We start from the raw sequence: 25,871 nt of genomic DNA on the forward strand, positions 1-25,871 counted from the left end.
CCTTCATAGGGTAATGCTGCGACCCCTGGGGTAGCGCACCTGAAAACCGAACTGCCGTACGTCCTGCTGCCGGGGCGCCAATTCCAGGACCCACTCCAGGATTCCTTTTTCCTTGTCATAGGCTGCATTGCCCGTTTCCTGGTCCGTTACCCGGATTTCCTTGTTCTGGGATATGGGGATCCGATCCAGCAAGCGGACCCGTACAGGCTGCGTCCCGTTGTTTTTCAGTTCCAGGGTATAGGTGCGGTCCAGTACCCGGGTGCTCCCGCTCAGGTTCTTGCTCTTGAACAGGCGCTCCTGTTTGCGCCGTACCTGCAACTGGGGGTCTGCCCCAAGGGAAACCTTGAGCTTACGGGATGCCGTATGGGGGTCCAGCAGGGTGTTGCCCACGAATGTGCCTTCAAAATACACCCGGGCTTCTCCGGGTAACAAATCCCGGTTTTCCCACCCGGAGATTTCGGCGGTCAGGTATACCTGCTCATCCAGGACCGGGGCAGCCTGGTACTCGTAATCGGCGTCCAGGGAAAAGCGGTCTATGGGCACAGCTGTGAATTCAGGTCCCGAAGGCACCGTGCGCCGGCCGGCAATGGCGAAGCTGGTGGTGCGGGCCTCTGCCCCGGCCTCCGGTTCCCGGGTGGTGATCAGGATAACCCCGTCCGCTGCCCGGTTGCCGTAAAGGGCTGTGGCTGATGCCCCGTCCATAGTCGTGATTTCTTCAATCTCACTGGCATCCAGGTCTCCATCCGTATATCCGCTAACGGGCACGCCGTCTATGATATACAGGGGTTCGGGCTCGCGTGGGGCGCTGGCAGCCCCGCGGATACTTACCCCGGCAGCGCTGGTTCCCATAGCCGTGACAACCACCTCTTCCAAAGTATGGGCATCTTCTTCCAGCCGGGTATTTATAACCGAAGCGTAAATGGGAAGGGTCTGGCTTTCCATCCCAAGGTAGGAGATGGTCAGTTCCCGGGCGGTGCCCACCTCCAGGCTGTAATACCCGTCAAAATCTGTTTGCGTACCCCGGGAGGTACCCGGGATTACTACATTCACCCCAGGCAAAGGCAGCCCGCTGGCATCCACGATGTGCCCGCTCACCTTTCGCACCATAGGATTATATACAAAGCGGCTTTTTCGGGAATCTGGTTTCGGTTGGCGCGCATAGCCGAAATCCAGGAAATGCGGGCGCAGCTCGGGCCGGGCTATCCCGCGCCGGGGACGTGCCGTGGAGAGGGTAAGGGGTACGTCGGTCCAGTCTACCCCCGTTTGCTGATAGACATGCCCGCGATACGTCATTGCCAGTGGGGCTCCCATCCTGGCTGAACGCAATTCATAAGAAGGTACCCATCCGGCGTCGGACACCAGGTAGGAAACCACCAGCCTGGCCTCCCGGGCCTGGGGCGCCAGCAGGGTAAGCAGGATTTCCCCTGTGGGTTCCCTGTTTTTGCCACCGGCCTGTGCGATTTGCAGGGTGAGTTCCTTTTGGTCTTCCCGCAAATGGGCCAGTTCTTGTTTGAAGGCCTGGATGCGGTCGCCAATCTGGGTGATGCGCTCCCGGTAATAGGTCCCCATAGCCTGGATTTCGGAAAGGGTGGCTTTACCATCCGGGCCACCAATATTCCGGTTGTCTTCCAGCACCTTTTCTTCGGCTTGCAGGCCTGCTATCTTGTTTTCTACCTGCCCCATCCGGGTTTCCAGATCCTTCAGGCGCCGCCCTAATGCCTGCTTAAACGTACGGGTGGCTGCGGGTTGGATGTAGTTGACCTGGTAAGAGGTGGCCTCCAGGCTCAGGCCCAGCAGGCCTTTCACCTGTATGCTGTTCTCGTCGATCCGGTGCGATAGCCCGGTCAGCAGTAGTTTGGTGGTTCCTGCTGGGAGGGTAACGGTGGCTTCGCGCTCTATTTCGGCCCCATTCACAAAAAGGGTGACCCCCGATATCCGTGAGGGGAGTTCCAGGGTGTCGCGGGATTGTGCAAAAGTCCAGAAGGGGAGTAGCAGCAAAAGGGAAAATAGGGTTTTCATAAGGCAAAGGGTATGGATTATACGCCTAAACCTAGCGCTATAAGGATGTACGGGCAACCCCGAATGATTCCAGGGGCGAAATGGCCTAGGGAAGCCCTCATGCGGGCGAGTTAGGGCAGGAATTTACCCGCAACTTCCGGCGAAGGCACCATGCAATGGGTTTTGTGGCCAAACCAACGGTAGCGGTTGCGGGCAATCAGGTCGTAAACGGCATCCCGAAGGCTGCGTGGGATCCACCCGAGGAGCCGGGGTATCCAGCGGTATCCGCTAAGCTGGCGCGCAATTTCCAGGGCGGCATCGGATTTGATGTAGTAAGCGGTACCCGGGTCGATCAGGAGGATGGAATCCACCTCCCGGGTATCGATGCCGCGTTGTGCAGTCAGGATCCGGCCCGTTTCCCCTTGCAGGGGGGCAAAGCGGAAACGGTCTGAACGGTCGCGTTCCAACAGCCACTGCACAGAGCGGTTGCACAGGTTGCAGACCCCGTCAAAGAGGATAATGCGTTTGCCTTCCGGGAGTTCCATAGGGCAAAGATACGGCGGGAAATTTTGCTTTCCCGTGCTGGGAAGGTGCAGGCCGAGGGGTTAATTTGAATGGGTGGGGGGAGGGGGTCCCCCTTCCAGCCTACTTTTTCCCCTCCACCAGTTCCAGTTTATCCAAACTAACCTGGGTGGTAAAAATACCATAGTTTACCACCGCCCTGTTTTTCTCAATCTGGTCTATACTGCCCACGGATTTGCTGTCGGCCAGGCGTACCCGGTCGCCCACCTTTAATACGGGCCTGGGTTTGCTGGCTTCTTTTTTGGCTGCAGCCTCCTTTTTACGCGTCTTTTCCTTGCGTATGGCCGCCACTTCCCTGGCCACCTCTTTGGCAACCTGCTCCGGCGGCGCCGGTGGTGCAGCTTTTGCCTTTTTGGGAGCCTTGGCCTTGCGTTTGCTGTTTTCGGTTTCCACCAGCCGCAGCAGTTCGGCAACCAGGGGGCGTTTTTTCTTGTCTTTGAAGTACTGGGCAGCCACTTTATCCACCCGGGTGCCCAGGTGGATCATCCGTTGGTTATAGTCGTACAATTCCTGGTAATTGCTCAGCTTGTCCCGAAGTTTGGCATTGAGGGTCTCCATTTTCTGAGCTTCCTCACGCGCCCGGGTTTCTTCCTCCTGCAGCCGGTTCCCGGTGCGCGCCATTTTACTGCGTTCCTTTTGCAGTTTCGCAATGCTCTCATCAAAGCGCACCTTCCCGCGTGTTACCTTCTTTTTTGCCCGGTTAATCAGGCCATAGGGGATGCCGTTCTTCTGGGCTACCTCAAAGGTAAAGGAGCTTCCCGGTTGCCCCATTTCCAGCTGGAAGGTGGGTTCCAGGGTGCGGCTGTCAAAAAGCATATTGGCGTTGGTGGCGTGGGGCAGTTCCCCGGCCAGGGCTTTCAGGTTGGCGTAGTGGGTAGTAATAACGCCAAAGGCCTCCCGCTCGTAAAAAGTCTCCAAAAATACTTCCGCCAGGGCTCCACCCAGTTCCGGGTCGCTCCCGGTGCCGAATTCGTCGATCAGGAACAAGGTGTCCGCATCGCATTTGCGCAGAAACCGGTTCATGTTTTTCAGGCGATAGGAATAGGTGCTCAGGTGGTTTTCAATGGACTGGTTATCCCCGATATCCGTGAGGATTTGTCCAAACAGGCACACGGTACTGCGGGGGTGTACGGGGATCAGCAGCCCGCTTTGCAGCATCAGCTGCAACAGGCCAATAGTCTTTAGGGTAATGCTTTTACCGCCCGCATTCGGCCCCGAAATTACAATAATCCGGTTCTCCGGATGGAGTTCAATGGTCTGCGGCCAGGTTTTCTCCCCTTTAGCCTTGTTGTTAAGTAATAGCAGGGGGTGGTAGGCTTCCCTGAGTAGCAGGCGCTGGTTCGGGTTGCGTTCCGGGAGTACCCCTTGCATGGACTGGGCCAGGGCTGCCTTTGCAGCGGTAAGGTCCATTTCCGTCATGATCTCCTGATAGGATTCCAGATAGGGGATATAGGGCCTAAGGTCTGCGCCCAGGGCGCGTAGGATGCGCTGGATTTCTTCCCGTTCCTCCAGTTCCAGCAGTTGTAGTTCCCGGCTCTGACGGACCGAGGCCTCGGGTTCGATATATACGATGCTCCCGGTTTTGGAGGTGCCCAGAACCTGTCCCTGCACTTTGCGCCGGTGCATGGCTTTTACGGCCAGTACCCGGCGGTTGTCCACCACGGACTCCCGGATTTCATCCAGGTAGTCGGCCTGTACACAACGCGCCATTGCAGCATTGAAGGTTTGGTTGATCTGCCCCCTCACGGCGTGCATGCGCCTGCGTATCTGCTGCAGGTTTTCCGAAGCATTGTCCCGGATTTCCCCGAACCGGTCAATCACCTGCCCGATGCGCTCGGGGAGGTAGGCCTGGAATTCGGCCCGTGAAACCCATCGATGCAGGGCGGGGTAATAGTCCTCGAATTTCTTAAAAAAACGCTGGTGCGTCCGGATCTGTTCCGCAAGGGCACCCATATCCCGGAAGGCTTCAACCGGGAGCAGGCTGTTTTCCACCCGCAGGAGTTCCAGGTGGGGCAGGACGGGCTCAAACTGACTCCCGGGTATACGGTTGTCGTTGTCGTAGCTGGCACTGTACTCGCTGGTGCGCAACAGGGATTCCTCCAGTTCTTCGGGCTCCCGGAAAGGGGAAAGGCTCAGGGCCACAGCCCGGCCCGGCCCGGTCTGGCAATAAGCAGACAGGTGCTCGCGGATCTGTGAGAATTCCAGATCCTCAAGGGTTTTTTTTAATATTTTCTTCAACGTTCCCATGGGCGAGGGCAAAGGTACGAAAGGCTCCGTTATTCGGGAAGTTACAGGCTTATGGCTTTTTCAGGAGGGGGGAATTTCGTACTTTTAGGAAAGAGAACAAGGTGGGGTACGCCCCAATAAATAATGCGCTATGGACATCCAGAAAAAATACGACACCGCCACCTGGGAACGTATAGGCCGGTTGCCCTATATGGTAGCCATTGGGATGGAAGGGGCTGGCCGGAGCGGCCTGTCTGGTTCCGCCCAGGAACGCCATGCTACCGTGCTTAGTATCCTCTCGGCCCGGGAAGCCTTTTCGGGCAACCCCCTGATTGAAGCGCTTCTCCCGGAAGGGGAGGACCCCCAATGTGAACTGGAGGTGATGCGTCGTCACGATGCCGTGCTGGATTTCCTGGACCAGTCCGGGATACAGAGCTCGCAGGCCCTTTGGGACCAGATCGAGTCCTGTGCTACTGGAGTGTTGCAGGACCTTTCCGGGCACGAGGCAGGGGATACGGCCGAGGAATTTGCGCGCTGGCTGCTGCGCATTGCCAGCGATGTTTCGGTTGCAGCCAAGGAAGGCGACTTCCTGGGGCTGGGTGGCGCCCGCATCAGTGCTGAGGAAAAAAGCGGGTACGACCGGCTGGAACGTGTTTTGCAGCCCTATCTTCCATAATCTCTCCGGATGAAGGTACAGATGGCCCCAGCCTGGCAGGAATTGCTGCAACCCGAATTCGATAAGCCTTACTTCCATGACCTGACAACCTTTGTGCGGGAAGAGTACAGGAACCATACCTGTTTCCCGCCCGGTCCGGAAATCTTTGCGGCTTTTTCGCATTGTACCCCGAAGGCCCTGAAAGCAGTCATAATAGGTCAGGACCCGTATCACGGACCCGGGCAGGCCCATGGTTTATGCTTTTCGGTGAGGGACGGAAATGCCCATCCGCCCTCGCTCATCAATATTTTTAAGGAAATTCAAGCCAACACAGGGGCAGGGTACCCGGAAAGCGGGGATCTTTCCCGTTGGGCCAAACAGGGGGTGTTGTTGTTAAATGCAACCCTTACGGTGAGGGCGCACCAGGCGGGCAGCCACCAGAAAAAGGGATGGGAAACTTTTACCGATGCGGTCATACAACGGGTGTCGGCCTCCCAAGAGGGACTGGTATTCCTGCTCTGGGGGGGATACGCCAAACGGAAAAGTGTGTTGATCGACCGGGAGAAACACCGGGTATTGACTTCGGGACACCCATCACCCTTAAGTGCGAACCGCGGCCTGTGGTTCGGGAACGGGCATTTTACCCAGGCCAATGCCTTTTTGGAACGCCAGGGTAAAACACCTATTATCTGGTAGGTTTACGCCAGGATCTGGCTGGGCGAAATATCTTTATTTAAAAGGTTTAACTTGGACAACGTAGTAATTGCATTGTCAAGCACTTCCGAATCTATTTGATGCTGGCTCCATCGGGTGAGTTCCAGCCAGGTTTGCACGTCCTCAAGGCGCAGGCCATAGCGGTTAGACAGGGTGCGGTCTATGCTGGGAATTTGCCTGAATTCAGAAGTATAGGTATTGATAATCCTGCAGATCGCCTGGGCCAGGGAGCGCTGTGCCTGCAGGAATTCACTCCGCCCGGCCAGTACAAAACAGGGCCAGGGGGTAGGGCATTCGCCAATACGCCGGAACACTCCCCGGTCTACTACCGGTTGTGTCGTAAAGCGTTCCCAGAGGAAGTAATCCGCTCGTCCGGCAGTTAATGCTTCAATAGCCCCGTTCAGGGTGTGAACCACTTCAAACTTTAATGCCTCCAGGGGCCAGCCCATCTCTTTGGCATGTACATAGGCCATAAGCTGGCTGCCGCTGCCCGGCCGGCTGATGGCTGCCACCTTTCCCGAAACATCGGAACTTGTCTTATAGGGGCTTTTTGCGGCCACATGAATACCCCAGAGCAGGGGAGAGCCCACATATTCCTGCAGGATGCGGGCCTCCAGACCGTCTGCTACCGCTTTCAGCAGGCCGTCGGTCAGGATCAGGGCCAGGTCCGCTTCGTCCGCTTTCAGCATCTGGGCCATACGCCCGCTCCCTTCCGGGATATCCTCCCATACCAGGTCGATACCCTGCTCGGCGAAGGCGCCTTCTTCCAGGGCCATCATCCAGGGGAGGTTAAAATGTTCTGGGACTCCAATAACGCGAACGTGTTGCATGGTTTAAGAGGTAGATTGAGTCAGGCATTCCAGGCAATGATCGATAAGTCTTTCCACAGCTTTCCGTGGTTGGGAGGAAAAGGTATGTGCTGCCCGGTTGGCCAGGATGCAATTCATGGAGGCAGCCCTGTGCCCCATAAGGCCGGCCAGGCCAAAGATCCCTGCAGTTTCCATTTCCATATTGGTGATACGCATGCCCTGGTGGCTGAAGGCCTGTATCCGGTCCATCATTCCGGAATCTGAAGGCCGCAGCCGCAAACGCCGGCCCTGGGGCGCATAAAAGCCTCCATTTGTGGCTGTGAAACCCATGGAGATTTGAGGCCCGTCAAAAACACCGAGCAATTGTGGGCTGGCAGATACCACATATGGCGTTGCCTTGTCCGAAGACCACTGGGTCTGGGCCACAAAAGAAGCTTCGAATTCTTTATTCCGAACACGGTCCGACTCGTAAAAGTGCAGCAAGCCGTCAAAACCAATGGCCATCCGGCTGAGTACCATGGCGTCTACCGGGATATCTTCCTGCAAAGCACCGGAGGTGCCTACCCGGATCAGGTCCAGTCGTACGGGATGGGCCCTGGGCGCCCGGGTTTCGAAGTCGATGTTGGCAAGTGCATCCAACTCGTTTAGGACAATATCGATATTATCCGTCCCGATCCCCGTAGAGATTACGCTCAGGCGCCTGTTACCCAGCCACCCCGTATGGGTGATAAATTCCCTTTTGGATTTACGAACTTCAACGCGGTCCAGTCGCTCGGACACCATGGGGACGCGCTCAGGGTCCCCAACCAGGATCACCGTGGTGGCCAGGTCTTCGGGGTGCAGGTGCAGGTGGTAGATGGATTGGTCCGCATTCAGGATCAATTCGGACGGCTCTAAGGACATATTACAGCTTAAGGATCCTTCCGGCTTCGGTATTGTAGAGAAAGTTGTATTTGAGTGCGCCGCCCAAATAGGCTTCGTTGTTGCGCAATTCAGAGTAATAGCTAGTCTGGTTCCCTAGTATTTCTTTGCCCTTTGCGCTCAGGCGGGCGGGGCTAAACCCTGTAAACAGGGGTTTGAGTGTTTGCAGGATGCGCTGGTACTGGGAGTCTCCGAAGCCATACCAGCCCTGATCTTCCAAAAGCAGGCCCATCAGGGCTTTTTTGGATTTGGGTTTTTGGTTGGCCACAAGGTCCAGGATATGGTTTTCCACTTCGTTCAGGCCATTTTTAATGGTGGGGAAGCGTTTAAGGTGGGCCTTGATGGTCGGTTCCAGGTATGGGAAATGATAGTTTTCGAAGTCGCTCAGGTTTTCCAGGCGGATGGGGTTGTCGCTGCAGTACAGCTGCCACACATAATCTGCATATTCAATATCGTCCTGGTTAAGCGCCACGCGGTTCTTGTAGAGTTCCTGAAGTTGTTCCTCGCTGAGATCGGCCAGGGCATGTAGCTTATTGCTGCCCGCCATATGGCCGCTGCAGGCCAGGGTGATGCGGGCATGGCGACGGTGGGTTTTAAGCCAGCTGATCACCGCCAGCATATTAATCTGGCAAAACAGGTCGTATTCAAACCACAGTATAATCTCGTCCTGTTGCTTGTGGTTGCAGAGGGAGCGGTACTCCTTCAGGGTTTTTTCGATAAACCAGGATTTACTGACGTTGTAGTTCTTGTGGAGGAATTCGAAGCGGGTCTTCCAGAAACTCTCGCTGCCGACATTAGTTTCGGTCTTCCCTTCGCAGAGCATTTCACGCCAGGTAATGATGTCCCCCTTAAACTTCAGTTTCAAAAGCCGTTGGGTGAACGCGTCCCCGTTCGTGATGTGTAGCTGCGAACTCATGGGTGTCAGTTGTTTGGTTTTCGACTTATAAAGGTAACATTTCGTCGAAAATATCAAAAACTATTTAACAGAAACCCCGGTTCTGGAAGGGAGTTACCCGCCTACCCGTTTTATTTTAAAGCCCATGCCTTTAAGGACTTCCATAATGCGATCCCGGTAATCGCCCTGTATAATGATGCGTTCGTCCTTGTAGCCGCCGCCTACGTGCAGCTCCTGTTTCAGGATGCGGGTCAGGGTTTTGAAATCGGAATCTGCCCCGGTATATCCTTCAAGGATGGTAACCGGCTTTCCCTTCCGTTTTTCAAAGACGCAGCGAATGGGGGCCTCCTGCAGCCAGAGCCCCTCGGGCTTTGCATCGTCTGCTGTTTCGTGTTCTTCCTCCGGCACATGGTCCGGGAACAGATTTTTGAGCTGATCTGATAGGTCCATGTTATCCTTTAATCAACCCCAATTCAATCAGGCGTTCGTGCAGGAATTCCCCGGCGGTAATATCTTCATATAACCTGGGGTGTTCGGCGTCCACGCAGTGCTCCAGGCAATCCAGGGGCATGTCGCTTACCGGGTGCATAAAGAAAGGGATGGAATACCGGGAAGTACCCCAAAGTTCCCGGGGTGGGTTTACCACCTGGTGGATGGTGGATTTCAGGCGGTTGTTGGAAAGGCGTGAGAGCATATCTCCCACATTGATCATGAGCTGGTCCGGCTCTGCAATGGCATCGATCCACTCCCCTTCGTGGTTCTGTACCTGCAGCCCTTTCCCGTGGGCCCCCATGAGCAGGGTAATCAGGTTGATATCCCCGTGGGCTGCCGCCCGCACGGCATCCTTCGGCTCTTCGGTAATGGGCGGGTAGTGGATGGGGCGCAGGATGGAATTCCCATTGAGGATGTACGGGTCAAAATACTCCTCGGGCAGCTCCAGGCGCAGGGCCAGGCCGCGCAACACATATTTGGCCGTTTTCTCCAGCATCTTGTAGGCTTCCTTCCCGGCGCGGTTGAATGCAGGCAGCTCTTCCACAAAAACATTATCGGGGTATTCAGCTTCCAGGGCGGGGTTGTTTTCCACGTACTGCCCGAAATGCCAGAACTCTTTCAGGTCGCCTGCAGAACGCCCTTTGGCGTGCTCTTTTCCAAAGGAGGTGTACCCCCGCTGGCCCCCAATTCCTTCGATTTCATATTTGGCCTTTACGTCTTCTGGGAGGTCAAAAAAGGCCTTGACCTGGGCGTAAAGCCGGTCTACCAGTTCGTCCGACAGGAAATGCCCCCGCAGGGCCACAAAGCCGATTTGCTCAAAGGCGTTGCCGATTTCTTCTACAAACTGCTGCTTGCGCTTGGGGTCGCCGGAGGTGAAGTCCCTCAAATCGACGCTGGGTATATGGTTCATGTGAAAGGATGTTAGCGGCCCAAAGTTAAAAAAAATGGGGCCACCTTCCGGCCGAATATGTAGATTTGTGTACCGCAATTCAACGCCCTGACCATGTCCAAACCCCTTCTGGATTTCACGGAATACGACCTTTCAAAAGAGGAGATGCTTCTCTTATACCGGGGAATGCTCAAGCCCCGGTTAATCGAGGAAAAAATGCTGATCCTGCTGCGGCAGGGTAAGATTTCCAAATGGTTCAGCGGGATAGGGCAGGAGGCTATTTCGGTAGGGGTTGCCCAGGCGCTGGACCCGGAGGCCTATATTTTACCCATGCACCGCAATCTGGGGGTTTTTACTACCCGCAATGTACCCTTGTACCGGTTGTTTGCCCAATGGCAGGGCAAGGCTGCCGGGTTTACCCGCGGGCGGGACCGGAGTTTCCACTTTGGCACACAGGAACATCGCATTGTCGGGATGATTTCCCACCTTGGGCCCCAATTGGGGGTGGCAGACGGGATTGCCCTGGCCGAGGCCCTGCAGGGTACGGGCCGGGTAACTGCAGTTTTTACAGGCGAGGGCGCCACCAGTGAAGGGGATTTTCACGAAGCCCTGAACCTGGCCTCCGTCTGGGATCTGCCGGTGCTTTTCTGCATCGAAAACAACGGCTATGGTCTTTCCACGCCCGTGTCCGAGCAATACCGTTGTGAACACCTCGCGGACCGGGGTCCGGGTTACGGGATGGAATCGCATATTATTGAAGGCAACAATGTCCTGGAGGTTTATACCCGGGTGAAAGCCCTGGCAGAAGACGTAGCTCAAAATCCCAGGCCGGTGTTGCTGGAATTCAAAACCTTCCGGATGCGGGGGCACGAAGAAGCCAGCGGCACCAAGTACGTCCCCCAGGAACTCATGGACCATTGGGCCCTGAGGGACCCCCTGGAAAACTACGCGGCCTACCTGCGAGGCGAAGGGGTGCTTACCGAGGTGTTGGAGGTGCGTTACAAAAAGGAAATTCAGGCCGAAATCCAGGAGGCCCTGGATGCTGCTTATGCCGAATCCCCTGTAGAATTCGAAGAAAGCATTGAATTAAATGATGTATTTCAAAAATTTGTATATCAAGAAATTAAACCCGCAAAAAACACTCAGGAAATCCGGCTGGTAGATGCGGTGTCCCAAGGGTTGAGGCAAGCCATGGAAAGGCATGACAACCTCGTAGTCATGGGGCAGGATATCGCCGATTACGGTGGGGTATTCAAGGTTACCGAGGGCTTTGCCGAAGCCTTTGGAAAGGACCGGGTGCGCAATACCCCCATCTGTGAATCCGGAGTGGTATCGGCGGCCATGGGCTTGTCCATAAAAGGGATGAAGGCTGTGGTGGAAATGCAGTTTGCTGACTTTGTAAGTTCCGGGTTTAATCCCATTGTCAATTACCTGGCCAAGGTCCATTACCGCTGGGGGCAACCTGCGGATGTGGTGGTGCGCATGCCCTGCGGGGCAGGGGTTGGGGCGGGGCCCTTCCACTCCCAGACCAACGAGGCCTGGTTTACCAAGGTGCCGGGCCTGAAAGTGGCTTATCCAGCCTTTCCCTACGACGCCAAAGGATTGCTGGCAACCGCCGTGGAAGACCCCAACCCGGTGTTGTTTTTTGAACACAAGGCCCTCTATCGATCGGTTTATGGCCCGGTGCCCGAATCGTATTACAACCTGCCCTTTGGGAAGGCCAATGTGCTGCGTCAGGGGGAAGGGTTGTCTCTGATTACGTACGGGGCCGGTGTCCACTGGGCCCTGGAACTCCTGGACCAGCAAGGCCTGGAAGATGTGGACCTCCTGGATTTGCGGACGCTTTGCCCCCTGGATTGGGACGCCGTCTTCGACTCGGTCAAAAAAACCGGCAAAGTGTTAATCCTACAGGAAGACAGCCTGTTTGGCGGAGTTGGCTCGGACCTGGCGGCGCGTATTGCGGACACCTGCTTTGAATACCTGGACGGGCCGGTTAAGGTGGTGGGCAGCCTGGAGACCCCCATTCCCTTTGCCCGTAGCCTGGAAGCCGGATACCTGCCCAAGCAGCGGCTGCAAGAGGCCATGGAGGCCTTACGGGCCTATTAAAACCGGAAAATTCCTACCCCGCGCAAACCGAAACACCCTCCGGCCTCGTATATAGGGGCAGAACCAAAAACCGTAACTATGAAACATGCCATTTACGGGTTCCTGATGCTGGCCCTGGTGCTGCAAGGCTGCTCCATCAGCAAGTCTGTACGCGCACAGCGCAACCTGATCAGCGGAACCTGGAACCTTACCGACGTCCGTTACCAAAACAATACCGGGGCTTTTCAGGCCACCCTGTTCGATGACGCAGATGCCATCTGCTTCGAAGACAGCGAGTGGTTTTTCCGGGACAACAACTCTACCGGGCGTTATACCATCACCCAGGGCAGCCTCTGCCAGGGGGGCGACCGCTTCTTCCGTTGGTCGGTGATCGAGCGGCCGGAAAGCTACAAGCCCATCTTCCAGTTTAAGTTTATCGACGAAAACCGCAAAGATATTGGCGGGGGCACAGGGTATCGCCTCAATATTGAATCCCTTACGGCGGAAACCATGCAATTGAGTTCTAATGTGCAGGTAGACGGAGCCCCCATAACCATTGTATACACCTTCAACAAAAAATAAAGGCATGAAAGGATTAAAGATTTTGAGCATGGGCCTGGCGCTGGTATTGATGCTGGGCTGTAATGCGATTAAAAATGCAAACAACAAACAGAAAGGCGCTGTAATCGGGGCCTCAGGCGGGGCCGTGGTAGGCGGCGTCATCGGGAATAATGTCGGCAAGGGCAATACCGTGCTGGGCGCCATTATCGGTGGTGTGGTTGGCGGCGTGGCCGGCGGTTATATCGGTGACCGCATGGACCGGCAGGCCGAGCGGATCGAAGAAGAAGTTCCCGGGGCCGAAGTTACCCGTGTAGGGGAGGGGATTAACGTGACCTTCACTGAAGAAGCCGGGGTGTATTTCGACACCAATAAGGATGAAGTGAAAGGCACCTCAGGGGAAACCCTGCAACGCCTGGCCGGTATTTTCCAGGAATACCCCAAGACCATTATCCTGATCGAGGGCCATACCGACAGTGCCGGCCCGGAGGAATACAATATGGATCTGAGCCGCCGCAGGGCGCAATCTGTGGCCAACTACCTGATTGGGCAGGGTGTGGACGCCAGCCGTTTTACGGTGAAATGGTACGGGGAAACTCAGCCCAGGGCAGATAACAGTACCCCGGAAGGCAAAGCCAAGAACCGCAGGGTGGAACTCGGGATCATCGCCAGCGAGGCGTTGAAAGAGGAAGCCCGGCAGGAAACGGGCAATTGATGATATATCCCGGCTTCGGCCGGGATTTTTTTGCCCCGGTGCATTTTATCGGATAAATATCCTGCACACCGGCAAAATAGGACCTTTAGTCGAAAACGGCTGTACTTTACCAGGTACACTATACGACAATGAAAAGGTTCCTTCTCATGGGAATGCCGTTACTCGGATGTTTCCTGTTGGGGGTTAACGGTGTTCTCGCACAGTCAGGGAGCACCCCGCCTCAGCCCCCCAAAGTAAAAACCCATACGGTGCTGGCGCAATACGCACCGGACCTGGTGGTTCCGGCCACTGAGCGCAGCGAAATGAAGCAGGATCGCCTGGCCCTTATCCGGGAGCGACGGGCCATGCTGGACACCCTGCAATTGTCTCGCAAAAAGAAATTGCGCCTCTTGCGGGAGCTATATCTGAAACCTTCAGGAGCGCACTGGGATCACTTGTATGCAGATCTCACCATGGAGAGCGAACCCCCTGAATAATAAGCTATAACTTAATGTGATTTCAAGCGTTCTTTACGCTTACGGAGCTGCCGTTCCAAATCGTCACTGGCTTCTGCAATGGAGGCTTCAAAATTGCCGTTGGAAGCTTCGGCAAACAGGCGCGGCCCGGGAAGGCTCAGGCGGATGTTGCATATCATTCCGGTGTCCGGGTCCGAGGTATTTTCCTTTTTGAAGAACACGTCTGCCCGAACAATGAAGTCGTATTTCTGGGCGAGTTTCTCCAAACGCTGCCCGGCCATGATCTCGAGGCGGGCACTGGCTTTTACCTGGTTGTATTCGAAGTTGATGTCCATATGCTACTATTTACTCCCTAAATATAGGGCAAAGGTTTTGGGTATGGGTATGATAATCCTCATTGTACCGGTTTCTCATGAGGTTGGTCCTGATTTTTTAGGCAGGTACACGGAAAAAAGGATACCTGCGGCCAGGGATACGGTAATTACGGAAAGGGAAATCCATTCCGGCAGGACCACCTGGTGGGAGAAGATCATCTTCAGGCCCACAAAAGCCAGGATCACCACCAGGCTGTAATTGATATATCGGAATTTCTGCAACATCCTGGAAATCAGGAAATACATGGAGCGCAGCCCAAGGATGGCCAGGATGTTGGAGGAAAATACAATAAACGGGTCTGCCGTGATGGCCAGGATGGCCGGGATACTGTCCAGGGCAAAGAGGATGTCCGTGAGCTCAATGATCACCAGGGCCACAAACAGGGGGGTGGCCGCATAAAGCCCCATCCGGCGCACAAAGAAATCGTGACCGTTCAGGGTGGTAGTGATTGGGAAAATGCGCTTCAGTTGCCGGAAAACCCAGGATTTTTGGGGATTGAACTGGTGGTTTTCCGAATGCAGCATCCGGTATGCCGTATAGAGCAGGAAGGCCCCGAAAACATAAATGATCCAGTCAAAACGGTTGATTAGTGCCACCCCGAAGAGGATCATCAACCCGCGGAAGACAATGGCACCCAGGATGCCCCAGAACAGCACCCGGTGCTGGAATTTGGGCGGGATGGCAAAGGCCTTGAAGATTACGGCAATCACAAAGACATTGTCGATGCTCAGGGAGAGTTCAATCAGATAGCCCGTAATATATTTCAGGGTGGCATCACCCGGGGTAAGCCCGGTTGGGTTTTCCACATAGCCTCCCTGGAATAAGCCGTAAATGGCGGCGCTGAAACCGAGGGCAATGCTTACCCAAACCGCAGTCCAACCGGCGGCTTCCTTAGAGCGGATTTCGTGGTCGTGTTTGTGGAAAACGCCCAGGTCCAGGGCCAGGAATACCGTGATAATGGCAATAAAGCCAATCCAGATCCACATGGGGAATTTTGCTTTTCTACAAAGATAAGGAACCTGGGGGTTGTAACCGCTTATCGTGCCGCACGAAGGCGATAATTGCTATAGCCCAGCAGGAGCAGGGCGGTGGCCCCGCAGGCCAGGAACCCCAGGAACAGCGGCAGGACGGAGCCCTCCACAAAGCGCCCGATCCAGGTGCTGATCACCACGGACATGATGGTTGCGATAAAACCGGTAACTGCAGCCCCGATCCCGGCAATATGCCCCAGCGGCTCCATCGCCATGGAACGGAGGTTCCCGAACAGGAACCCTACCGCAAAGAATTGCAGGGCCAGAAAGACCATCAGGATCCACACCTGGGGGTTGTCACCTCCGGGAAACAGCAGCCAGTAGGCCAGGGGGATTAGCGTATAAACGACCAGGGAAACCGTAATGAGCCTGCGCATTCCGAACCGGAGTACCAGGGTGCCATTCAGGAAGGTAGCCGAACCGATGGTGATGGCCAGGCCTGCAAACAGGTAGGGAAACAAATCCGGGACTCCATACTGGGTTTCGAAGATTTGCTGGGAGGTACTCAGGTAAACCAGGAAAGACCCGGTGACCAACCCCCAGATATAGGTAAAGATCATGGTCCTTCGGTATCCCAGTACCTCCCGGAAGCCCTTCAGAATCATTACGGCCTTAAACCCGGTGCGGTTGCGCTGGGGCAGGGTTTCGGGCTGCCGTTTCCAGAACCAAAGGGCGACCAGCACGCTAAAGCCTACCTGCACATAGAAGATGGCCTCCCAGCCCAGGTAATCCAGAACCAGTTTGCCAAAGGCCGGGGCCACGATAGGGACCAGGATAAATACCACGGTCACAAAAGACATGATGCGAGCCATATAGTCCCCGCTGAACCGATCCCGTATCATCGCAATGCTGATGGTCCGCGGGGCCGAAAGGGACATGCCCTGCAGGATCCGGCCTACGATCATCCATTCCAGGCTGCGCGCCGCCACGCATATGGCGCTTGCCCCAACGAATAAGGCAAACCCGATATAGACAATTGGTTTGCGACCCACGCTGTCGGATACCGGGCCGAACAGCAGGGGCCCCGTGCCCATACCCAGGAAAAACAAAGTGATCAGCAACTGATTGTTTGCCGGGTCCTGGTTGCCAATGGCCACCCCAATGATATCCAGGGCAGGGAGCAGCGCATCCAGTGCCAGGGCTACAATGGACATCAAGGCTGCCATCAGGGCAATGAATTCAGTGTGGTTGCGGCGGGTTGTTTCCATACAGGGGATCGGGCTTGATGGCCGGGGAGGGGCAAAGATAGGGCAAATCCCCGGGGTAGGCGCCTGCATTCGACGCCCGGAAATCGTATCTTTAGGAAAAAGGAAGGGATATGAAAATTCGGATGGAAGGAAATAGCGTCAGGCTACGGCTCAGGCGCTCTGAGGTAGAGGAGTTGGCGCAGGGCAAGGCAGTTCGGGGAACCGTGGCCTTTCCGGAGGGCTTATGGCAATACGCCCTGGAACCGGCTGCGGGTGCTTCACGTCTGGGGGCACGTCTGACAAAGCTGGGGATCACGGTAACCTTGCCGGAAGACTGGGCCCTGGCCTGGGCGGATTCGCCCCAGGTTGGGTTCGAACATAATCTGGTACTGGAAACAGGGGGTCCATTGTATTTGCTTATCGAAAAAGATTTCGTCTGCCTGGACCGGGATCCTTCCGGGCAGCAGGATCAGTTTCCCAACCCTAAAGCGGGAAACTTCTAAGCTATACATTCGTGTATGAGGAACCGGCGGGAGAAATGTCCAGGCCAGTGTGGGGCCGGGTTACTCCGAAGTGGGGAGATGAAACCGGTAGGTAAGCCTGAATTGAAAAAGCAGGCCGGAGCGAACGGACTGGTTTAGGCTGCTGCGCGGGTCGTCGAAAAAAATATTGGCGATGGAGATTTTAACCGTGTCCTCGGCACCGTAAACCCGATAGGATCGGGCAATACTGTAGCCGGCCTTAAACCCGATCAAAAGGGAGGGGGAGAAGTGGTGCTGCAGGTACAGGCTCAGGTCGTTGGAGATGCGTTGCACATAAGCCGGCCCGAATTCCGGGGTTTCAATGGGAAAGGAGCTTCCTAAAGCGTCAAAGGAGGTGCCGGCACGCCAGCGCTCGCTCAGGCGGACGTTAAAATCCCCCCGGGAAGGAAACAGGAGTCGTACTTCCCAGGCGTCCTGCGGATGGTGCAAATAGTAGGTTAGCAGGGGAACCCACATCACCCCGTACTCTTCCGTGTTCAAATAAAATCCGAAACCCAGGGTCTGGCGGTCTCCGCGTTTGCGCTCCAGTAACTGCAGGGTGCCCCACTGCCATTGGGCCCGTCCGTTATCGAATGCCGAAGCCAGGCGGGGTAGCAGCATGTGGGTAGATGTCCACCCATTGCGGTGTGTGAGGTTCAGCCCAAGATACAGGGCTGCCGAATACAACTTGAGTTCAGGGCTGCCCGGGTCGGGCTGCAGCCGGTTATAAGCCCCTGTGCTGCCAGTGAGCAGGGTAGTGCGACCCCCTAAGGGGATCGGGAGAAGCAAATCGTAATCCGCAAAGGTGATCCCGGTCTGCAGGTTGTCGTCTTCAAAAGCGGTTTCCGGGGAATAGCCATATCCAATTTTCAGCAGGTCCACATAGGATTGGCCCGAAAGCCATAAAGGCAGCAGCAGCAACAAAAAGGGCAGTGGCTTCATGAGCGCATTTCTGGAGCGAAGATACTTCAAATTTGGAGTGCCCACATCGAGAAATGAGGCCCGCCCCCGCGATAAAAACCCCTTTTAAGTGTAACGAACCCCCGAAAATCCGATCTAATAGGGCACATCCATCAAAAAACGCAAGAAATGTATATGAAATCCATCTGGGTTGGGGCGCTATGCTTGCTGCTGACAAGCGGCCTGCAGGCCCAGGAAACCCTAACCCCGGAACAATGGCAACAGGACCTTGACCATTTGCAGGCAACCCTGCATCAGGAGTATCCCTTTCTCTTTAAAAAAATCACCCCTTCGGATTTTGATACCCGGGTTGCAGCCCTGCGGCAGGCGATCCCGGATATGGAAGCCCATGAGGTCATGGTGGGCCTGGCGCGGCTGGTAGCCGGGTTTGGCTATGGGCATACCATTTTGGGGTACTGGGAAGGGAAGGTGCCTTACCACCAGTTGCCCCTGGTGCTTTACCAGTTCGACGACGGCATTTACCTGGAAGGGGTGCATCGTGATTATGCCTCCCTGGCGGGCGCGCGCCTAACCGCGATTGAAGGCATGCCAGTAGCCGAAGTCCTGGAGCGGATGCGGCCGGTGGTACCCGCGGAAAACGAGATGTTTGTAAAGGCCTACGGCATCCATTACCTCACCTTTCCGGAATTCCTCCATGCCCAGGGCGTCCTGCCCCGGTTACAGCAGGAAATTACCCTGACGCTGGAGAAGGACGGGAATACCTTGCAGGCATCAGTTAAAGCGGTGCCTGCCTTTCGCATTCCCACCCGGTACGGACGGGTAAAACCGGGGGCGGACTGGGTATCTGCGCGCGACACTGCAAACACCCCGTTGTACCTCAAACACCTGGATCGGATTTATTACTACCAGTACCTGCCCGGGGAAAATACGGTGTACGTCCGCCACAGCCAGATCCAGGACGATTCCCTGCAAACCATCCCGGCTTTTTACCGGGAGGTCTTCGATTTTGTGGAGCAGCACCAGGTAGAGAAGCTCATCCTGGATGTGCGCCTGAACGGGGGAGGGAACAACTACAAAAACAAACCGATTGTAACCGGCCTGATTCGCTCCCGGGTCAATAAACCCGGAAAATTAATGGTAATTATCGGCCGCAGGACCTTTTCGGCCTGCCAGAACCTGGTAAACGAGATCCATAATTATACCCATGCGGTTTTTGTAGGGGAACCCACAGCCGAAAACATTAATTTTTATGGCGATAACCGGCCGCTTACCCTGCCCAATTCCGGGCTGCATGCCTATGTGTCTTATGCCTGGTGGCAGGACAAACCCCAATGGGAGAACGCAGACTGGCTGGCGCCCCAGCTTCCTGCCGGCCTAACCTTTAAGCAGTATCAAAACAATCAGGACCCGGCCCTGGAAGCCGCCCTCGCTTTCCGGGACTCAACCTTTATAGGAGACCCCATGGCGCATCTGACCAAGCTGTTTAATGCCGGGGAGATAGAACAGGTAAAATCCGAGGCGGCACGGATGATTGCAGATCCGAATTACGCCTACTTCGACTTTGAAGCAGAGTTTGATATGATATCAAATAGGCTATTAAAAGACAACTTGTTACAGGAATCTTATTTTGTTTCTGAAATGCTGGTTTCCTTCTTTCCTGAGTCTGCAAGCGCCTGGCTTACCCGGGCCCGCATTTTTAACGCGCTGGGCAACCGGGAGCAAGCCGTTATTAGTGCTGAAAAGGCGTTAACCCTGGGGCTGGATGCCACCCAAAAGGAAGAGGCGGAAGCCCTGATTCAAGGCGGGTAAACGATCTCTTAAAAAGATGTGAATTGGCAGGAAATTGGCAATAAAAACAAAGGGGAGCAGTTACCTTAGAAGGTATGAAGCTTCGGAAAAACCAGATTTTCTTCCTGTGCTACGGGGGTTGGGTACTCGGCATTGTCTGGGTGCTGATGGCAGCCAATACGGGTTGTAGTACGCCCCGATCTCTTACGGCAGAACAGCGGGAGACACTGGACGCCCTGGTGGCCGGCCGTGAAATTTATTTCGATGCCCGTTATGCCTTACCCACGGCGTCCCAGGAATACATACAGGCAGCCAATATGGGGTTTACGCAGGTAAGGGGTAATTCCGTAGCCAGCATTAACCTGCAAGGGGAGCAGTATTTCCTGAAAATCCACGGGGATTCGGTGCGGTCATTCCTGCCATACTTTGGAAGGCGGTACAATATGGCTCAGCCGGGTGACCGGGGCGCCATAGAAGTGGATAATGTTATGGAAGCCTTCGATTCCAGGAACACAGACCGGGGAACCACCCTGGAATTCTTTGCCCGCAACGGTTTTGAACGCTTCCGGTTTCTGGTGGACCTGCAACCTTCCGGAAATATGATGGTTTCCGTCTACAGCCCGCAGCGGGATGTGATACGCTTTAAGGGAACCCATCGATTCGACGCCCCCAATTAATTTAGGATTTTGACAATCAGTATTTTGCTGTTTTTTTCATACCTTATATTCCATTATCCCACTTAGCGCATCGTGATGAAAGGTATAATCGGAATTTTAGGAAGTCTTGTGGTTTGTTTGTGGATAGCAGGTTGCCAGCCTGCCGGCAACCTTGTTGCAGAGGTGGATCAAGGGGTTACTGTGATTGAGGCGCCACTGCGCATCGCCTTTGAAATTGAAGATTCGTCTGAGAGCGCACTGATCAGGTCCCTGGGAACCCCTGGGTTTGGTTCTCAAATCGGGGATTTCAGAAAGGCAGGATTTTATCTGCAAATACATGGGGACCAGGTAACAGCCATATTGCCGCATTATGCCGGCAAGCAACTTTTCCCCGACGTTTACCAAAAGCCGGAAATTACGATCGAAAACAAATTTTTGGAGAATCTGGAGTATAAGCGCTATAAGGATCCCCGGGAGTTTACACTGCAGTTTGATGTTTGGAACCTTACCGAACGCCTGCGCTTTGAGTTGCACGTATTACCGGATCAGACGGCTTATATGAATGTGCGGAGCGCTCAAAGACGTATGATCACCGGATATAGGGGGAAGGTAAGTAGTCTTTTGTTATAAGTATGAACTCTGTTAACCTGGGGGCTTTTTATATTATAATTTGACATAATATAAATTATGATACAAATACATGGTATAAAAAAAGCTTCGTATCGTGCCTTTCTAATCCAATTAACCATAAAGTCCTAAGATCGTAAAACCTCCTTGATAAATAATCCGGGTGGAATAAGCTAACTCTTTTAATGTCAGAGTGCATGCAACGTTGCGTTTGGGTAGTTGTTTCGCTATAATTTATAGTTTATTATCACTGAGCAATAAAATCTAAATATTCATTCAGATAATATCAAATGAATTAATATTCATAGGTAACTGGATCAAGCTTAAAGTAATATTCTCCCATTCTTAGATAAACCTCGTAATGTTCAAAATAGTAGGCTATTTGCTCATTATAATAAGCATATTTTAAACCTTTTGAAGTATTTTTTTGATACGCTATATATTCTTCAATATCATTTATAAACGCATCCTCCGAAATCTCTAAAGAGCTAAATTCTCTATCGGTTAATTTATCTTTTACACTAAAATATAAACCCCCTTTTCTGGTTTTATCGGTGAGAGTAAAGATTTGTTTGCCATATTCAGGTTCAAAAGAGGTATTCCATCTGTGTTCTTCAAATTGAAAAACCAGGGTGTCCTTTTGTCTCTTATCAACATAGTTGAAGCCCTTTCCTTTCGGGTAGAATGTGTTGTACTGAATATATTTAGGAATTATAAAGGAATCATTGCGGACGAAAATTACTTGATACTTATCAAGTAATTTTGATTCTAATTTATTCTTGTTTACTAATCTGTTAAAAGGCCCATCAAAGTAATATTTCTTATTTTCTATCGTCTCTTTTAGGGATAGAACGTTTTCTGGTTTATATCCAACCTTAATAGTGTCTTTTAAGAGATAGATGTATCCTTCATATTCACTTTTTTTTTGCAGTTTGAAGACTTTAAGTAAAAGTTGATCTCGGTTATTTGGAATAATATCTCCATCCAGAATATAATCTGGATCATACTCAAAGAAGAGGGTGTCTCTCTTTAAATCTTGACCAAAACATACTTGAATAAGCAGTAAAATGATATTAAAATAAATCCATTTCATCCTTTATCTCAGGTTGGGAACCCATTCAGGTTTTAGGACGGGCAGGTATAGTTTTCCGTGTAGCGCTTTGCTTATAAAACCTGCTTTTTCACCCGCACCGCATTCCAGCCTTTGGGGCCTTTTTCCAATTCAAACTGCACCTTGTCGTCCTCGTGGATTTCGTCCAGCAGGCCGGTAACGTGCACAAAATAGCGCTCCTGGGTTTCGCTGTCCGTGATGAAGCCGTACCCTTTGGAAGCATCAAAAAAGGCGACTTTGCCGGTGTGGATGGGGTCAATTTCTTCCTCCTCTTTTTGGGGGATTCCAAGGACAATGTCCTCGGCCTTGACCTTGATTTTTTCAGACGGATCCGGAGGGGTGTCCGTGAGGTTGCCATAGGCATCTACATAGGCGAACGGAATTCCGCCCTCCCCCTCGCTGGCTTCAGCCCTTCGGGCCTCTTTCTTCTTTTGCTTTTCTTCGCGTTTTTTTTGTCGCTTCTTCTCTTTTTCCCTTTTGCCAAAGGAGTCTTGTGATCTCGCCATGAAAAATATTGTGCCGTGAAGGTATGAGTTTTTATGACCAATGACGATTTTTTGGCAATAAAGCGTATTGATTTCCCCCGTCATGCTTATTTTACACTTCCTTACCACAGCCGCAATAATCCGCCGAAACCATGATCAAATCCTTTCGCAAAGCCCTCCACACCGACGAGCCCCTGCATGGCGTACTGATGACCCTGCCTTCCCCGGAACTGGTGGAAATGGTGTCCGGGGCCGGGTTTGACTGGATGTTCCTGGACATGGAACACTCCCTGATCGATTTTGAGACCCTGCAGCACCTGATCCGCGCCGTGTCCGGGTCCTGCCTGGTGGCCGTACGTGTGCCCGAAGCCACCAAGACCTATGTTTCCAAGGTGCTGGATGCCGGGGCCGAAGCGGTGATCTTCCCCATGGTGTCCACCCCGGGAGAAGCCCGGCATGCCGTTTCCCTTTGCAAGTACCCCCCTCAGGGGCGCCGGGGTGTGGGCCTGGGCCGGGCCGCCGGGTACGGGAAGGATTTTGCCCCATACCTGGAGGCTGCAAATGACCATATTGCCTGTATTGTGCAGATCGAGGATGCCGCCGGGGCCCAAAATGCAGCTGAAATTGCGGCCGTAGACGGAGTAGACGCTTTATTTATTGGGCCTTACGACCTATCCATGGACATGGGCCTCCCGGGGCAGGTATCCCATGCCCGCATCCGGGAAACCATTGCTTCCATAGCCTGTTTAAAGGCCCCGGGCACAGCCCTGGGCATTTTCTCCACAGATCCGGAGGCTACCCGGGCATATGAAGCCATGGGCTTCCGCCTGCTGGCCTGCGGCATAGACACGGCCCTGATCCAAAACGGAGCGCAGCGCCTGCTCGGAGAGCTCAGGGGTTCATCCGAATAAGCGCTGCGCTTGTAACACACTGTTTTAGGGCGTCTATGTGGCTTTGGTCAGCTCCTTTTGGATGTTGTCCGGCACTACCTCATAGGATTCAAAAGCGCTGGCAAAGGTAGCCTTGCCCTGGGTCAGGGAGCGCAGGCTGGTGGAATATCCGTATAACTCCGCCTCGGGGGTGGCGCATTTCAGGATCTGGAAGTGGTCTTTGTTTTCCATCCCCAGGATCAGCGACCGCCGGCTTTGCAGGTCCGTCATCACCCCGCCCATCATGTCTTCCGGCACCTTTACCGTAAGCTGGTGGATGGGCTCCAGCAATTTGGGCGCGGCATTCAGGAAAGCTTCCTTAAAGGCGTGTGCGCCTGCGATTTTAAAAGAGATATCGTTGGAGTCTACGGAGTGCATTTTCCCGTCGTACACCATCACCCGTACATCCCGGATGTAGGATCCGGTAAGCGGGCCGGATTCCATCACCTCCAGGATACCCTTTTTAATGGACGGCAGGTAGCGTTGGTCTATAACTCCGCCCACAATGCAGTTGTAGAATACCAGTTTACCGCCCCAGGACAGGTCAATTTCCTCCTTGCCCCTGAGGCTGAAGCCTTCGGGTTCGGGCATGCCTTCAAACCAGGGTTCGATTTTCATATGGACCTCCGCAAACTGCCCTGCCCCGCCGGATTGTTTCTTATGGCGGTAACTGGAAGTGGAAGAACGGTTTATGGTTTCCCGATACGCAATTTTCGGGGCTTCAAATCGCGCCTCCAGGCCATAGATATTTTCCAGCATCCATTTAATGTTGGCCAGGTGGAGTTCTCCCTGGCACCCCAGGATTTGTTGCTTGAGCTCGCTGGAATACTGTATGGTTACGGTGGGGTCCTGGCTGTGGATTTTCTTCAGGGCATCCGTGAGTTTTTCCTCGTCGCTTTGCTGGGTGGCAAAAACGGCTTTTTTGGTGCGGGGTTGCGGATAGGCAATTGGGCGGATGGTTACCGGGTGTGATTCTGCATGCAGGGTATCATTGGTCTCGGTATCCTTTAGCTTCAGGGTTGCCCCGATATCGCCCACCATAAGTTGATTCACCGCAAGGCGTTTCTTACCGTCCATGATAAAGAGCTGGTTCAGGGTCTCGGCTTCCCCGGTACGGGAATTCACCAGCTTGTCGTTCAACTTAACCGCCCCGGACTTCACCTTAAAGAAAGTGACCTGGCCCACATTGGGTTGTTGCAGCGTTTTAAAGACAAAAAGGGCTGTGGGGGCCTCTGCGGTGGGCTCCACCGGGTTGCCCTCCATGCTTTGTTCCGGTTTCAGTTCGGCCGCTGCAGGGGCTACATTGTCGATAAAGCCCATCAGCCTGCCGCTGCCCATATCCTGAAGGGCGGACATACAGAAGACGGGGAAGAGTTCATGATGAAGCATTCCGGCCTTGATGCCTTGCCGCATCTCGTCTTCGGAGAGCGTACCTTTTTCAAAATACAATTCCAGCAAAGCTTCGTCGTTTTCCGCGGCTTTTTCCACCAGCTCGTTGTGCAGGCGGTTGGCCTTTTCCTGTTCGGCCTCCGGGATGGGTAATTTTTCGGGCTTGCCGCCTTCGGGAGGGAACTTGTAGAGGCGCATTTTCAGCACGTCTATGATCCCCTGTGCCCCATCTACCTTTATGGGATACTGAATCTGGGCAGCGTTGTTTCCCACCAGGTTGCGGATGTCGCGCAGGCTGTCTTCAAAACTGGCGTTGGGGTGGTCAATCTGGTTCACCACAAACAGGGTGGGCCGGTTGTACCGGTCAATGTAGTTCCAGATAATTTCCGTGCCCACTTCCACCCCATTGCGGGCATTGATCACGGTAACCACCGTATCGGCCACGCGAATGGAAGACAGGATCTCCCCGATGTAATCGTCCAGGCCTGGGGTGTCTATGATGTTGATCTTGTAGTTGCGCCATTCCGTATGCAGGGGGGTAGCAAATACGGATGCTCCCCGCTCGTGTTCCAGCTCGTGGTAATCGGAAACCGTGTTCTTGTTTTCTACTGTACCCCGGCGGTTGATCAGCTCTGCTTCAAAGAGCATGGTCTCCGCCAGGGTCGTTTTGCCACTGTTATGGGCGCCTACAAATACAATGTTCTTGATGTGCTTATCGTCGTATATTTTCATGGTCTCGGAAGAAAAAGGTTAGCGAATCGTTAAGGTTGTCCTGTAAAGGTAGCCGCAAGCAGCCGCCAAAAACATGACATTTTCCCATATTCTTCACCTGCCGGTGCACAATCGGCAGGACCCGG

Annotated in this window: 26 protein-coding genes; 11 read left to right on the top strand and 15 right to left on the bottom strand. The window is 53.9% G+C overall.

Annotated elements, in window-relative coordinates:
- Window positions 1–3: 3 nt before the first annotated feature.
- From OZ410_RS11190 to OZ410_RS11200, 3 genes are all read right to left on the bottom strand, one after another.
- Window positions 4–2,019, bottom strand: coding sequence for a DUF4139 domain-containing protein (locus OZ410_RS11190; RefSeq protein WP_277708050.1), 2,016 nt, complete (start codon window positions 2,017–2,019; stop codon window positions 4–6).
- A gap of 110 nt (window positions 2,020–2,129) precedes the next feature.
- Window positions 2,130–2,543: a thiol-disulfide oxidoreductase DCC family protein gene (locus tag OZ410_RS11195; protein WP_277708051.1), complete on the bottom strand. Its 414-nt coding sequence runs from the start codon at window positions 2,541–2,543 to the stop codon at window positions 2,130–2,132.
- Between the two features lie 100 nt (window positions 2,544–2,643).
- Window positions 2,644–4,818, bottom strand: a complete 2,175-nt coding sequence (locus tag OZ410_RS11200; protein WP_277708372.1) for an endonuclease MutS2 — start codon at window positions 4,816–4,818, stop codon at window positions 2,644–2,646.
- Between the two features lie 139 nt (window positions 4,819–4,957).
- On the opposite strand from OZ410_RS11200, the gene OZ410_RS11205 reads away from it, so the two are divergent.
- Both OZ410_RS11205 and ung read left to right on the top strand, forming a co-directional pair.
- Window positions 4,958–5,482 (top strand): pyridoxal phosphate-dependent aminotransferase family protein, encoded by a 525-nt coding sequence (locus tag OZ410_RS11205; protein WP_277708052.1) that lies wholly within the window; start codon window positions 4,958–4,960, stop codon window positions 5,480–5,482.
- 9 nt (window positions 5,483–5,491) lie between these two features.
- Entirely contained in the window at window positions 5,492–6,157 is a 666-nt protein-coding gene (gene ung, locus OZ410_RS11210) for a uracil-DNA glycosylase (protein ID WP_277708053.1), read from the top strand.
- 2 nt (window positions 6,158–6,159) lie between these two features.
- On the opposite strand, the gene OZ410_RS11215 is transcribed toward ung, so the two are convergent.
- The 5 genes from OZ410_RS11215 to OZ410_RS11235 all read right to left on the bottom strand — a co-directional run bounded on the left by OZ410_RS11215 (window position 6,160) and on the right by OZ410_RS11235 (window position 10,202).
- Window positions 6,160–7,005: a substrate-binding domain-containing protein gene (locus tag OZ410_RS11215; RefSeq protein WP_277708054.1), complete on the bottom strand. Its 846-nt coding sequence runs from the start codon at window positions 7,003–7,005 to the stop codon at window positions 6,160–6,162.
- Between the two features lie 3 nt (window positions 7,006–7,008).
- Window positions 7,009–7,887 carry a nucleoside phosphorylase gene (locus tag OZ410_RS11220; RefSeq protein WP_277708055.1) on the bottom strand — a complete coding sequence of 293 codons (879 nt, stop codon included), beginning with the start codon at window positions 7,885–7,887 and terminating at the stop codon, window positions 7,009–7,011.
- A 1-nt stretch (window position 7,888) separates the two neighbouring features.
- Window positions 7,889–8,821 carry a DUF1835 domain-containing protein gene (locus OZ410_RS11225; RefSeq protein WP_277708056.1) on the bottom strand — a complete coding sequence of 311 codons (933 nt, stop codon included), beginning with the start codon at window positions 8,819–8,821 and terminating at the stop codon, window positions 7,889–7,891.
- A 93-nt stretch (window positions 8,822–8,914) separates the two neighbouring features.
- Window positions 8,915–9,250 carry a translation initiation factor gene (locus tag OZ410_RS11230; protein ID WP_277708057.1) on the bottom strand — a complete coding sequence of 112 codons (336 nt, stop codon included), beginning with the start codon at window positions 9,248–9,250 and terminating at the stop codon, window positions 8,915–8,917.
- Window position 9,251: 1 nt separating this feature from the next.
- Complete coding sequence (locus OZ410_RS11235) at window positions 9,252–10,202, bottom strand: isopenicillin N synthase family dioxygenase (protein ID WP_277708058.1); 951 nt, start codon at window positions 10,200–10,202, stop codon at window positions 9,252–9,254.
- Window positions 10,203–10,295: 93 nt separating this feature from the next.
- Here OZ410_RS11235 and OZ410_RS11240 point away from each other — a divergent pair, with 93 nt between their 5' ends.
- The 4 genes from OZ410_RS11240 (at window position 10,296) to OZ410_RS11255 (ending at window position 14,015) form a co-directional block, all read left to right on the top strand.
- On the top strand, window positions 10,296–12,287 hold the full coding sequence (locus OZ410_RS11240; RefSeq protein WP_277708059.1) for an alpha-ketoacid dehydrogenase subunit alpha/beta: 1,992 nt from the start codon (window positions 10,296–10,298) through the stop codon (window positions 12,285–12,287).
- Between the two features lie 78 nt (window positions 12,288–12,365).
- Window positions 12,366–12,848, top strand: coding sequence for a lipocalin-like domain-containing protein (locus OZ410_RS11245; protein ID WP_277708060.1), 483 nt, complete (start codon window positions 12,366–12,368; stop codon window positions 12,846–12,848).
- Between the two features lie 4 nt (window positions 12,849–12,852).
- Entirely contained in the window at window positions 12,853–13,539 is a 687-nt protein-coding gene (locus tag OZ410_RS11250; protein WP_277708061.1) for a YiaD family glycine zipper/OmpA-like lipoprotein, read from the top strand.
- A 248-nt stretch (window positions 13,540–13,787) separates the two neighbouring features.
- On the top strand, window positions 13,788–14,015 hold the full coding sequence (locus OZ410_RS11255) for a hypothetical protein (RefSeq protein ID WP_277708062.1): 228 nt from the start codon (window positions 13,788–13,790) through the stop codon (window positions 14,013–14,015).
- An 11-nt stretch (window positions 14,016–14,026) separates the two neighbouring features.
- Here OZ410_RS11255 and hpf read toward each other — a convergent pair whose 3' ends face one another.
- The 3 genes from hpf to OZ410_RS11270 form a co-directional block, all read right to left on the bottom strand.
- Window positions 14,027–14,329, bottom strand: a complete 303-nt coding sequence (hpf, locus tag OZ410_RS11260; RefSeq protein ID WP_277708063.1) for a ribosome hibernation-promoting factor, HPF/YfiA family — start codon at window positions 14,327–14,329, stop codon at window positions 14,027–14,029.
- Window positions 14,330–14,404: 75 nt separating this feature from the next.
- Window positions 14,405–15,355, bottom strand: a complete 951-nt coding sequence (locus OZ410_RS11265; RefSeq protein WP_277708064.1) for a TerC family protein — start codon at window positions 15,353–15,355, stop codon at window positions 14,405–14,407.
- 50 nt (window positions 15,356–15,405) lie between these two features.
- A complete protein-coding gene (locus OZ410_RS11270; RefSeq protein ID WP_277708065.1) occupies window positions 15,406–16,608 on the bottom strand; it encodes a multidrug effflux MFS transporter in 1,203 nt (400 codons plus the stop codon).
- A gap of 110 nt (window positions 16,609–16,718) precedes the next feature.
- On the opposite strand from OZ410_RS11270, the gene OZ410_RS11275 reads away from it, so the two are divergent.
- A complete protein-coding gene (locus OZ410_RS11275; RefSeq protein ID WP_277708066.1) occupies window positions 16,719–17,090 on the top strand; it encodes a DUF7009 family protein in 372 nt (123 codons plus the stop codon).
- Between the two features lie 60 nt (window positions 17,091–17,150).
- On the opposite strand, the gene OZ410_RS11280 is transcribed toward OZ410_RS11275, so the two are convergent.
- On the bottom strand, window positions 17,151–18,050 hold the full coding sequence (locus OZ410_RS11280; protein WP_277708067.1) for a hypothetical protein: 900 nt from the start codon (window positions 18,048–18,050) through the stop codon (window positions 17,151–17,153).
- A 153-nt stretch (window positions 18,051–18,203) separates the two neighbouring features.
- Between OZ410_RS11280 and OZ410_RS11285 the strand changes: the two genes are divergently transcribed.
- The 3 genes from OZ410_RS11285 to OZ410_RS11295 all read left to right on the top strand — a co-directional run bounded on the left by OZ410_RS11285 (window position 18,204) and on the right by OZ410_RS11295 (window position 21,103).
- Window positions 18,204–19,838: a hypothetical protein gene (locus tag OZ410_RS11285; RefSeq protein WP_277708068.1), complete on the top strand. Its 1,635-nt coding sequence runs from the start codon at window positions 18,204–18,206 to the stop codon at window positions 19,836–19,838.
- A 74-nt stretch (window positions 19,839–19,912) separates the two neighbouring features.
- Entirely contained in the window at window positions 19,913–20,494 is a 582-nt protein-coding gene (locus tag OZ410_RS11290; RefSeq protein ID WP_277708069.1) for a DUF4251 domain-containing protein, read from the top strand.
- A 75-nt stretch (window positions 20,495–20,569) separates the two neighbouring features.
- Window positions 20,570–21,103 (top strand): DUF4251 domain-containing protein, encoded by a 534-nt coding sequence (locus OZ410_RS11295; RefSeq protein ID WP_277708070.1) that lies wholly within the window; start codon window positions 20,570–20,572, stop codon window positions 21,101–21,103.
- Between the two features lie 292 nt (window positions 21,104–21,395).
- Here the strand turns inward: OZ410_RS11295 and OZ410_RS11300 are convergent, their stop codons facing one another.
- Together OZ410_RS11300 and OZ410_RS11305 are read right to left on the bottom strand one after the other, a co-directional pair.
- On the bottom strand, window positions 21,396–22,193 hold the full coding sequence (locus OZ410_RS11300) for a hypothetical protein (RefSeq protein ID WP_277708071.1): 798 nt from the start codon (window positions 22,191–22,193) through the stop codon (window positions 21,396–21,398).
- A 71-nt stretch (window positions 22,194–22,264) separates the two neighbouring features.
- Entirely contained in the window at window positions 22,265–22,717 is a 453-nt protein-coding gene (locus OZ410_RS11305; RefSeq protein WP_277708072.1) for a cold-shock protein, read from the bottom strand.
- Window positions 22,718–22,848: 131 nt separating this feature from the next.
- Here OZ410_RS11305 and OZ410_RS11310 point away from each other — a divergent pair, with 131 nt between their 5' ends.
- Window positions 22,849–23,607 (top strand): HpcH/HpaI aldolase family protein, encoded by a 759-nt coding sequence (locus OZ410_RS11310; protein WP_277708073.1) that lies wholly within the window; start codon window positions 22,849–22,851, stop codon window positions 23,605–23,607.
- Window positions 23,608–23,640: 33 nt separating this feature from the next.
- Here OZ410_RS11310 and OZ410_RS11315 read toward each other — a convergent pair whose 3' ends face one another.
- Window positions 23,641–25,746 carry an elongation factor G gene (locus OZ410_RS11315; RefSeq protein WP_277708074.1) on the bottom strand — a complete coding sequence of 702 codons (2,106 nt, stop codon included), beginning with the start codon at window positions 25,744–25,746 and terminating at the stop codon, window positions 23,641–23,643.
- Window positions 25,747–25,871 lie beyond the last annotated feature (125 nt).

The organism is Robiginitalea aestuariiviva, assembly GCF_029537735.1.
In the GTDB taxonomy this organism is placed as follows: domain Bacteria; phylum Bacteroidota; class Bacteroidia; order Flavobacteriales; family Flavobacteriaceae; genus Robiginitalea; species Robiginitalea aestuariiviva.

Excerpts from the sequence above, each read along its gene's own strand:
- OZ410_RS11190 (WP_277708050.1), bottom strand. The coding sequence starts at position 2,019 with ATGAAAACCCTATTTTCCCTTTTGCTGCTACTCCCCTTCTGGACTTTT.
- OZ410_RS11195 (WP_277708051.1), bottom strand. The coding sequence starts at position 2,543 with ATGGAACTCCCGGAAGGCAAACGCATTATCCTCTTTGACGGGGTCTGC.
- OZ410_RS11205 (WP_277708052.1), top strand. The coding sequence starts at position 4,958 with ATGGACATCCAGAAAAAATACGACACCGCCACCTGGGAACGTATAGGC.
- ung (WP_277708053.1), top strand. The coding sequence starts at position 5,492 with ATGAAGGTACAGATGGCCCCAGCCTGGCAGGAATTGCTGCAACCCGAA.
- OZ410_RS11215 (WP_277708054.1), bottom strand. The coding sequence starts at position 7,005 with ATGCAACACGTTCGCGTTATTGGAGTCCCAGAACATTTTAACCTCCCC.
- OZ410_RS11220 (WP_277708055.1), bottom strand. The coding sequence starts at position 7,887 with ATGTCCTTAGAGCCGTCCGAATTGATCCTGAATGCGGACCAATCCATC.
- OZ410_RS11225 (WP_277708056.1), bottom strand. The coding sequence starts at position 8,821 with ATGAGTTCGCAGCTACACATCACGAACGGGGACGCGTTCACCCAACGG.
- OZ410_RS11230 (WP_277708057.1), bottom strand. The coding sequence starts at position 9,250 with ATGGACCTATCAGATCAGCTCAAAAATCTGTTCCCGGACCATGTGCCG.
- OZ410_RS11235 (WP_277708058.1), bottom strand. The coding sequence starts at position 10,202 with ATGAACCATATACCCAGCGTCGATTTGAGGGACTTCACCTCCGGCGAC.
- OZ410_RS11240 (WP_277708059.1), top strand. The coding sequence starts at position 10,296 with ATGTCCAAACCCCTTCTGGATTTCACGGAATACGACCTTTCAAAAGAG.
- OZ410_RS11245 (WP_277708060.1), top strand. The coding sequence starts at position 12,366 with ATGAAACATGCCATTTACGGGTTCCTGATGCTGGCCCTGGTGCTGCAA.
- OZ410_RS11250 (WP_277708061.1), top strand. The coding sequence starts at position 12,853 with ATGAAAGGATTAAAGATTTTGAGCATGGGCCTGGCGCTGGTATTGATG.
- hpf (WP_277708063.1), bottom strand. The coding sequence starts at position 14,329 with ATGGACATCAACTTCGAATACAACCAGGTAAAAGCCAGTGCCCGCCTC.
- OZ410_RS11265 (WP_277708064.1), bottom strand. The coding sequence starts at position 15,355 with ATGTGGATCTGGATTGGCTTTATTGCCATTATCACGGTATTCCTGGCC.
- OZ410_RS11270 (WP_277708065.1), bottom strand. The coding sequence starts at position 16,608 with ATGGAAACAACCCGCCGCAACCACACTGAATTCATTGCCCTGATGGCA.
- OZ410_RS11275 (WP_277708066.1), top strand. The coding sequence starts at position 16,719 with ATGAAAATTCGGATGGAAGGAAATAGCGTCAGGCTACGGCTCAGGCGC.
- OZ410_RS11280 (WP_277708067.1), bottom strand. The coding sequence starts at position 18,050 with ATGAAGCCACTGCCCTTTTTGTTGCTGCTGCTGCCTTTATGGCTTTCG.
- OZ410_RS11285 (WP_277708068.1), top strand. The coding sequence starts at position 18,204 with ATGAAATCCATCTGGGTTGGGGCGCTATGCTTGCTGCTGACAAGCGGC.
- OZ410_RS11290 (WP_277708069.1), top strand. The coding sequence starts at position 19,913 with ATGAAGCTTCGGAAAAACCAGATTTTCTTCCTGTGCTACGGGGGTTGG.
- OZ410_RS11295 (WP_277708070.1), top strand. The coding sequence starts at position 20,570 with ATGAAAGGTATAATCGGAATTTTAGGAAGTCTTGTGGTTTGTTTGTGG.
- OZ410_RS11300 (WP_277708071.1), bottom strand. The coding sequence starts at position 22,193 with ATGAAATGGATTTATTTTAATATCATTTTACTGCTTATTCAAGTATGT.
- OZ410_RS11305 (WP_277708072.1), bottom strand. The coding sequence starts at position 22,717 with ATGGCGAGATCACAAGACTCCTTTGGCAAAAGGGAAAAAGAGAAGAAG.
- OZ410_RS11310 (WP_277708073.1), top strand. The coding sequence starts at position 22,849 with ATGATCAAATCCTTTCGCAAAGCCCTCCACACCGACGAGCCCCTGCAT.
- OZ410_RS11315 (WP_277708074.1), bottom strand. The coding sequence starts at position 25,746 with ATGAAAATATACGACGATAAGCACATCAAGAACATTGTATTTGTAGGC.